Raw genomic sequence first — 8,139 nt, 5'->3', positions numbered from 1 at the left:
GGACGCAACGGTCGGGCGGCGCGGCCGGGCGCCGCGGCCCGCCCGGCCGGCGGGCACCGCCGGCACGCCCTCCGACACCGTTCGCGGGTAAGTTGGTAAGGTTACCGATGTTTCCCGGGCCCTACGGCTTCCCCGGTACCATCCGTGTACCGGCCGGTTGCCGTCGGGCCAGTCACGAACAGGCCGGTCCTGGTCCGACGCCGGGGCTCGACCGCCGTTCACACCGAATTTCATACCGACCCGACTTTCCTGCCAATTCGACGACCAGGGGTTCTTTCGCGTGGCCAACATCAAGTCGCAGATCAAGCGCAACCTCACCAACGAGAAGCGACGGCTGCGCAACAAGGCCGTGAAGTCCGAGCTGAAGACGCTCATCCGCCGCTTCCGGGAAGCCGTGGAGGCCGGCGATCAGGAGCGTGCCGGCCAGGAGCTGCGCGTCGCGTCGCGCAAGCTGGACAAGGCCGTCAGCAAGGGCGTCATTCACTCGAACCAGGCCGCCAACAAGAAGTCGGCGCTGGCCACCCGGTACGCCTCGCTGACCAAGGCCTGACGCCCGCGCGTCCGCTCGTACGCCGTCCACCTGCCGTTTTCCCGACCCGGGTCCGGCTGCTCCCCGGGCGGCGGACGGCGGCGCCCGCCTGTGGGACGTCCGTCCGCCCGACGTCCCACAGGTTTCGTCAGCGTCCCGACGACAGCCCGGGAGCTTGCGCATCGGCGTCGGCACAGAACACATCTGACGAGTCCATATCCGGTGAGTGCTGGAATGCGCGCTTTCAGTTTCAGTATGGCGACGTTTCGGGCGTCGGTGGCTCGTTCTCCGCGGGACGGATCCGCGCGTCGTCCACGGCCAGCATCTTCTTGATCGCGTTGTTGTAGGCCACCATGGTGATCGCCGTCAGCGGTAGCGCCACGATCACCCACGCGCTCGCCAGGTCGGCCAGGGCGATCAGGACGCCGAGCAGGACGCTGCCGGCCAGGATTCTGCCGGTGGAGAAGAACCCGTCCGCTTGTCCGACCGCGCCGCTGGTGGCTGAAGGCGACCCTGGTCCCGGCGTCGGTGTGCTTCCCCGCTCCGGGCCGGCCTGGTGCCCAGCGGCGTCGCGTCCCGGGCCGCGCTGACCGGGATCATCCTGGTACGGCCCGTCCCGGCCCAGGCTGCCCTGTGCCGGTGCGTCCGCGCCCCGGCCGCCCGCGTCCGCTCTCTCCTCGCCCCGGTCGTCCCTGACCGGGCTGGTTTCATCCAGGCCACCCTCTTCCAGGCCGGCTCCGCCCGGGCCGGCTCCGCCCGGGCCGCACCCTTCCGGGCCGCACCCTTCCAGGCCGCACCCTTCCAGGCCGCCTCCGTCCGGGCCGCCTCCGTCCGGGCCGGCTCCATCCGGGCCGCCTGCGCCTGGGCGGGCGGAGTCTCCCTGGTCGGGCCGGGGTGCCCGCAACGTCACCGCCGGGCTCCCGCCGGACGGCCACGGGCCGACACGATCTGGATGACGAGTCTTTCCAGCCCGTAGACCGGGTCCACGGCACCGCCCTTGACCGCCGTGTCCGCGGCGCTGACCGCGCGCATCGCGTAGGCCAGCCCCTCGTCACTCCAGCCCCGGGCCGCCCGCTGGGAACGCTCCACCTTCCAGTCGGGCATACCGAGGCTGCGGGCCAGCTCCCAGGTGGAACCACCGCCGGCGGCCGTGACCCGGGCCAGGTCACGCAGCCCGGTGGTCATGGCGCTCACGACGAGGACGGGCGGGACACCGCCCGCGAGCGTCTGGCGCAGTACGGTCAGGGCCTCGGGCAGGTCCCCCGCGATCGCGGCGTCCGCCACCGCGAAACCGGTGGCCTCAGCCCGGCCACGACGGTATCCGGCGACCAGGGCCTCGCTGATCGTTCCACCGGAGTCCGCGATCATCTGTTCACATACCATCGCCAACTCGCGCAGATCGCTGCCGACCGCGTCCACCAGTGCTTTCGCCGCGCCCGCGCTGATCTGGCCACCGAGACGGCGGGCCTCGGCCGAGACGAAGTCGTAGCGGTCCCGCGGCCGGGTGATACGCGCCGCGGTGACGACCGTCGCGCCCGCCGTCCTCATCGCCTCCGCCAGCTTGCGGTTGCGTACGACACCGCTGTGGACGACGACAAGCACGATGTCGTCCAGCGGGCGGGCGAGGTAGGCCAGCAGCGCCTCTCGAAGATCATCTGTAAGTTCCTGCGCGCCGCGGACCACGACCACCCGCAGCCCACCGAACATCGATACGCTGGCCAGATCAACCATGTCACTCTCGGTGAACTCGCCCGGTGCCCGGTCGACGACCTCCGCCTGTGGGTCGTGGCGCCGGGCGGCGTGGACGACGTCCCGGACAGCGCGGGAGACAAGCAGCTCCTCGTCACCGGAGACCAGGACCAGCCGTGGCGGCGCGGATGTCGGCGGCACGCTGGCGAGCATGTCACAGGGACGGTATCCGGACCTCACGAGCTGGTCAGGAACATCGAGTAATGACGATCAGCCATCAACGCGTGGACCAGATTCCAGCAGCACGTGACATCAATATCACCTGTATGCCCAGAGTGATGACAGACAGTGCGATGAGGACGCGGCGCCCACGGTGCCGCCGAACGGTCGCGAACAGCACCGCCGTGGTGGCGACGAGGGCCACCGCGCCGGCCGGGCCGGCCGGCCAACCGATCTCCGCGCCGGGTACGCGCGCCGCGACGTCCGCCACCGTGATCAGCCACCCGCACGGCACACCCGCGAGGGCCGCCAGGAGCCGGGCCAGCGGGTCGTAGACGACCGCGGCCACCGTGGCGAGGACCCCGAGGATGGTCGCCGGCGCGACCGCGGCCTCGGCGAGCATGTTGGCGGGAACGGCTACCAGGCTGACCCCGCCGCCGATGGCGACGATGATCGGCGAGCAGGCGACATGTGCCGCCGCGGCGACCGCGAGCGGCTCTGCCAGCCACCTCGGCAGCCGGCCCGCCAGCGCGTCCCGCCAGCCGGGGACGAGGATCACCAGTCCGGCGGTGGCGGCAACCGACAGGGTGAAACCGACCGAACGAGCAAGATCGGGACTGCTGAGGACGAGCACCAGCACGGTGGCCGCGAGCGCGGGCATGGCCAGCCGCGGCCGTCCGCTGCCGGCCGCGACGATCCCGATCAGCCCCATGACACCGGCCCGCAGGACGCTTGGTGACGGCCGGGCCAGGATGACGAAACCGACCAGGGCCATTGCGACCCAGCCGGCCCGCACCCACGGAGCCAGCCGGCTGCGCCGGACGACAACGGTCGCCGCGGCGATTATGATCATGCAGTTCGCGCCGGAGACAGCGACCAGGTGCGACATCCCGGCGGTCCGGAAGTCCTCCCGCACCTCGTCGTCGAGGTTGCTCGTGTCGCCGAGGACAAGGCCCGGCAGCAGCCCGCGGCGCGGGCCGGCAAGCCCCGACGCGGCGTCGCGCAGGGCCGCCCGCAGATGACCGGCCACCCGCTGCACCAGCGAGGGCGGGCCGACCGAGGCCGGCGCGGCCCGGACGAAGACGACAGCGGCGACGGTGTCAGCCGCCCTCGGCGGCGCCAGCCTTCCCGAGGTGCTGACATGCTGGCTCGGCAGCAGGTCCTCCCAGCCGGACGCGGTCGCGAGCACCAGGACCGGCTGCCGCAGCCGGATGTCGTGCCCGTCCGCGGTCAGCCGCTCCACCCGCATCGGGACGATGACGAGCCCGCCGCCCCCGTGGCTGACCCGCGGGTCGCCGGTCACCGTCCCTTCGATACCGGCGGACGCCCGGGCCGTGCCGAGGGCCGCGAGCGGGCCGAGCGTCCGGGCCCGGGCCGGCAGACCCGCCGCCAGCACGCCCGCGGCAAGGCAGGCCAGACATGCCAGGACCGTGCCCGCCGGCCGTCGGGCCGTCCGGCCGCGCAGCAGGGCCACCGCGCACAGCGGTATCACGCACAGCGGTGTCACGCACAGCAACACCCCGGCGATCCACAGCACGGCCACCGGTGGCACGGCCAGTCCGGCACCCGCGGCTCCCGCCCAGGCCGCGAGGGCTGGGGCGACCAGACGCAGGTCGGGCGGTTGATGCTGCGGATCGTGACCGGAAACGGTCATGTTCGTGCTCCACGCTACCCGGCCACCGGTGAACCAACACGCTCTCCGTTGAGCGCTGACAGTCAGACAGTGACGAGTGGCAGCAGGTCGGCAAGACGCTGATCACCGACTCCGGTCACCTCCCCCAGCTGTCGCGGAGAGGTGAAACCGCCGTGGGCCGCACGCCACTCGACGATCCGCTGGGCCAGCACAGGACCTACGCCGGGCAGCGCGTCGAGGGCTTCGGCCGTGGCCGTGTTGAGGTTCACCGGTGCCCCGGGCGCGGTGCCCGGCGAGCCCCTGCCACCGCCGCCCGCGGTGACACCGCTACCACCGGCGCTGCCGGCGGTACCGCCCGCGGGCTGGGGTGGTGCCGGTCCGGGGCGGCCGTCCACAAGAATCTGCTCGCCGTCCACCAGGCGACGCGCAAGCGCCAGCCCGGAGGTGTCCGTCCCGGGCAGCACCCCGCCGGCGCGGGCCACCGCGTCCACCACCCGGGATTCTCCCGACAGGGTGAACACTCCGGGATGGCGGACCTTGCCCGCGACGTCGACGACGACCTGCGCCTGCGGGCTCCCGGTGGCGGCGGGCGACGGCGGCGTCGCGGCCGTCACCGCGGCGGCCGCTGTACCGTGCCCCGGATTTGTGCCGGGCCCCGGATTCGTGAGGTCCGTCACCTGTACCGCCGGCGGAAGGGCCAGCACCGGCACTGGTCTGCCCCGCCAGGCGAACCAGCCGGCCACCAGCGCCGCGGCGAGGGCGACGAACGCGATCAGCAACGCGCCACGGATGGCCGGGTCGACCAGCCCGCCGCGCAGGGTGTGCGGCAGGCGTCCGGCCAGGCTGGATCCAGCCCGCTGGAGGGCTGTCCGCCGCTCCCCGCCGCCGGGACCGGCAGGCTCGGCCAGTATCTCGTCGAGGAAGGAAGCATCGATGGATGCCGTGCCGGCCGCGTCGGAGCGGGACGACCGGCCGTGTTCGCCGGGCACGGGTGGCTCCCCCCGGCGGGGGCCCGGCCCGGCGGGGCCCGGTTCCCTGTCAGGAGCGCCCGGAGCCGGGCCGGTGAGGTACAGCCGGCCCGGCTCCGGGCTGCCGCGTTCCCCCGTGACCGGGGCACGGGCCACCGGGGCACGGGCCACCGGGGCACGGCTCTTCGCAGCGCCCGGCCGGACCACGGCAGCCACGCCCGAGCGGGTGCCGGGGGCAAAAGAAAGATCAGCCATGCCCGTGACGGTAGGGCCCCGCGCCGTGGCGGTACATCGTGTACCCCTCGCCTGTGGACAACCGTCTTCTGTCCACAGGACACCGCGAGTGACGGACAAAACCTGCTATGTACCGACCGTGTTCGGTATCACGGCCGACACGCGACAACACGCCCGATGCCCAATCAAAACGATCACGTATAGTTGCATCATACAATCAAGTAGCGAAATGTCGAGCCGTGGGATACATCGCGTTGCGACCTGCGTCGAATTCCTGTGGCCGCCCCACGCTCTCACTGTGCCGGCATCGCACGAGCGGCCCGCCCGACGGAGGATGCATGACGACCACCGGGAACAATGTCAGCCGTGACCGGAACCCACCGGACGGCACCGGTACGGGCCTGAGCCACCGGCAGATCGTCGTCATTATCACCGGGCTGATGACGGGCATGCTGCTCGCGGCACTGGACCAGACCATCGTCGCAACCGCGCTGCCGACCATCGTCGGTGAGTTCCATCGCAGCGACATGCTTTCCTGGCTGGTCGCGGCCTACCTGCTGACCTCCACGATCTCCGCCCCGCTGTACGGGAAAGCCGGTGACCTCTACGGGCGCAGAATCGTCCTGCAGCTGTCCATAACGATCTTCCTGGCCGGCAGCACACTGTGCGGGCTTGCCCAGTCGATGTACCAGCTTGTCGGATTCCGCGCCCTGCAGGGCCTTGGTGCCGGCGGCCTCATCTCCCTGGCCTTCGCCGTCATCGGCGACATCGTCCCGCCCCGGGAACGGGGGCGCTACCAGGGATACTTCAGCGGAGTTTTCGGCGCGTCGAGCATCCTCGGCCCACTCGTCGGCGGTTTCGTGGTCGACCACGGGTCATGGCGCTGGGTGTTCTTCGTCAACCTTCCGGTCGGGCTCGCCGCGCTCGTCGTCATCAGCCGGACGCTGCGGCTGCCGTTCCGGCGCCGTCGGTCGGCTATCGACTGGGCCGGCGCCATCCTGCTGGTCACGGGCCTGAGCGCCATCCTGCTCGCCACCCAGAGCGGGGGCAAGGACTTCTCGTGGCTCTCCTGGCAGATCGCCGCGATGATCATCGCGGGAATCGTACTGACCGGTTCCTTCGCGCTGCGCGAACGGGTGGCGCCGGAGGCCATTCTCCCACCCCGGCTGTTCACCAACAGCATCTACACGGTGTCCGCGCTGCTGAGCCTCGTCACCGGGGCCTTCATGTTCGGGACGATTGTTTTTCTTCCGCAGTACCTACAGATCGTCCAGGGCGCGAGTGCCACTGTCAGCGGGCTGCGGATGCTCCCGCTGCTCGCCGGTATTCTGTTGACGTCCATCGGGTCGGGCCGACTGATCAGCGTTATCGGGCACTACAAGTGGTTTGTCGTGGCAGGCACCGTCGGAGCCACTGCCGGGCTCTTTCTGCTCAGTCATGTCAGCGCCGGCACGAGCGCGCTGGAACTCGGTCTGTGGATGTTCGTCACGGGGCTCGGCCTCGGCCTCCTCCTGCAGAACGTCCTGTTGGCCGTACAGAATTCTGTCGACCCGCGGGACATGGGCGCCGCGACCTCCAGCGTGACATTTCTGCGTACCATGGGGGGCGCGATCGGCGCGTCCGCCCTGGGGGCGGTGCTCACCGCCCAGCTGGCCACGAACATCGCCCTCCGGGTACCGGGCGCGCAGACCGGCAGCGCTGCCGCCAACCGTTTTGTCTCAGCTCCGCGCGAGGTCGCGGGGCTGGCCGCGCCGATACGTGAAGCGGTACGGACCGCCTATGCCGACTCGCTCGGCCGGGTCTTTCTGGTGGCCGTTCCGATCGGGATCGCCGCGTTCGCGATCAGTCTGTTCCTCCGGGATGCCGAACTACGCGGAGCGGCCGCCACCTCCCGGACCGACGCGTCGGGGAACACGGTGGAAGCCAGCCGTACCGACGACAGCCGCGACCGCGGACCGGGGGCGAAGCGATCGGCTGCCGGCGTGTCCGGGGAGCAGACTGTTGCTCACGCAATCGCTTTGGGGCCAGACGAAAAGATCATGCGCGTAGGGCCCGCGAAGTCACAGAAGAACCCGCCCCTCAGGGGGCACGAATCGTAGGAGAAGCCTGGAGAGGAGAACATCATGACCGTACCGGGCAGCGCCGTCGAGAAGCTCACCGGCACCTGGGCGATCGACCCCGTTCACAGCCGGTCCGGCTTCGCCGTCCGACACGCGATGGTGGCGACCGTCCGGGGCAGTTTCAGGTCCTTCGAGGGCGCACTGCGCCTCGACGGCTCCACTCCCACGGCCTCACATGCCACGATCAGCATCGACACCGACAGCATCGACACCGGGAACGCCGACCGCGACACCCATCTACGCTCCCCCGACTTCCTTGATGCCGGCACGCATCCGACGATCACCTTCACCAGCACGGGCATCAGGCCAGGAAGCGGCCAGGACAGCTACGTGGCCACCGGCGGCCTGACCATCCACGGCACGACGCGCGTGGTCGAGGTAGCGGTCGAGTTCCAGGGCAGCGCGGTGGACCCGTCCGGCCACAGCCGGGTGGGATTCGCCGCCACGTCATCCCTCAGCCGGAAGGACTTCGGCCTCACCTGGAACGCGCCGCTGGAGGCGGGAGGCGTCCTCATCGGCGACAAAGTCACGATCGATGCTGACATCTCGGCCATCAGGACGTTCTGATCAGGACCGCACAGGACCAACGGCCGACAGCCGCGCCAGCGGTCAAGAACCGCCCTGATCCAGAACCCGGGACCGCTCGGGCCGCCGGTAGGCCGGCCACACCGCGCCGGCCGGGCATCCCGGCGCACCCGGCCGGAGCCGCCCGCCGGCCGGGCCAGCGCGCGGCGGACGGGCACGGCA

At 71.1% G+C, this 8,139-nt stretch carries 7 protein-coding genes; 3 read left to right on the top strand and 4 right to left on the bottom strand.

Going from position 1 to position 8,139, the window contains the following annotated elements; all coding sequences use genetic code 11:
- Positions 1-280 precede the first annotated feature (280 nt).
- A complete protein-coding gene (rpsT, locus tag NBX02_RS07620) occupies positions 281-550 on the top strand; it encodes a 30S ribosomal protein S20 (RefSeq protein WP_250283987.1) in 270 nt (89 codons plus the stop codon).
- A gap of 229 nt (positions 551-779) precedes the next feature.
- Here rpsT and NBX02_RS22995 read toward each other — a convergent pair whose 3' ends face one another.
- From NBX02_RS22995 to NBX02_RS07600, 4 genes are all read right to left on the bottom strand, one after another.
- Positions 780-1,439 (bottom strand): hypothetical protein, encoded by a 660-nt coding sequence (locus tag NBX02_RS22995; RefSeq protein WP_445548311.1) that lies wholly within the window; start codon positions 1,437-1,439, stop codon positions 780-782.
- Positions 1,436-2,419, bottom strand: a complete 984-nt coding sequence (holA, locus tag NBX02_RS07610) for a DNA polymerase III subunit delta (protein ID WP_250290606.1) — start codon at positions 2,417-2,419, stop codon at positions 1,436-1,438. The genes NBX02_RS22995 and holA overlap by 4 nt, the downstream gene beginning before the upstream one ends.
- A gap of 76 nt (positions 2,420-2,495) precedes the next feature.
- On the bottom strand, positions 2,496-4,091 hold the full coding sequence (locus tag NBX02_RS07605) for a ComEC/Rec2 family competence protein (RefSeq protein WP_250290605.1): 1,596 nt from the start codon (positions 4,089-4,091) through the stop codon (positions 2,496-2,498).
- Positions 4,092-4,153: 62 nt separating this feature from the next.
- Complete coding sequence (locus tag NBX02_RS07600; RefSeq protein ID WP_250290603.1) at positions 4,154-5,293, bottom strand: helix-hairpin-helix domain-containing protein; 1,140 nt, start codon at positions 5,291-5,293, stop codon at positions 4,154-4,156.
- A 317-nt stretch (positions 5,294-5,610) separates the two neighbouring features.
- Here NBX02_RS07600 and NBX02_RS07595 point away from each other — a divergent pair, with 317 nt between their 5' ends.
- On the top strand, positions 5,611-7,371 hold the full coding sequence (locus NBX02_RS07595) for an MDR family MFS transporter (protein WP_250290600.1): 1,761 nt from the start codon (positions 5,611-5,613) through the stop codon (positions 7,369-7,371).
- 24 nt (positions 7,372-7,395) lie between these two features.
- Positions 7,396-7,959 (top strand): YceI family protein, encoded by a 564-nt coding sequence (locus NBX02_RS07590; protein WP_250283974.1) that lies wholly within the window; start codon positions 7,396-7,398, stop codon positions 7,957-7,959.
- Positions 7,960-8,139 lie beyond the last annotated feature (180 nt).

Source organism: Protofrankia sp. CiP1_Cm_nod1 (genome assembly GCF_920888515.1).
Lineage (GTDB): Bacteria > Actinomycetota > Actinomycetes > Frankiales > Frankiaceae > Protofrankia.
The sequence above is the reverse complement of the archived record's forward strand: the minus strand, read 5'-3'. Positions and strand labels throughout refer to the sequence as shown.

What these genes read in the sequence shown, in the direction of transcription:
- NBX02_RS07590 (WP_250283974.1), top strand. Translation starts at nt 7,396, where the DNA reads ATGACCGTACCGGGCAGCGCCGTCGAGAAGCTCACCGGCACCTGGGCG.
- NBX02_RS07605 (WP_250290605.1), bottom strand. Translation starts at nt 4,091, where the DNA reads ATGACCGTTTCCGGTCACGATCCGCAGCATCAACCGCCCGACCTGCGT.
- NBX02_RS07600 (WP_250290603.1), bottom strand. Translation starts at nt 5,293, where the DNA reads ATGGCTGATCTTTCTTTTGCCCCCGGCACCCGCTCGGGCGTGGCTGCC.
- NBX02_RS07595 (WP_250290600.1), top strand. Translation starts at nt 5,611, where the DNA reads ATGACGACCACCGGGAACAATGTCAGCCGTGACCGGAACCCACCGGAC.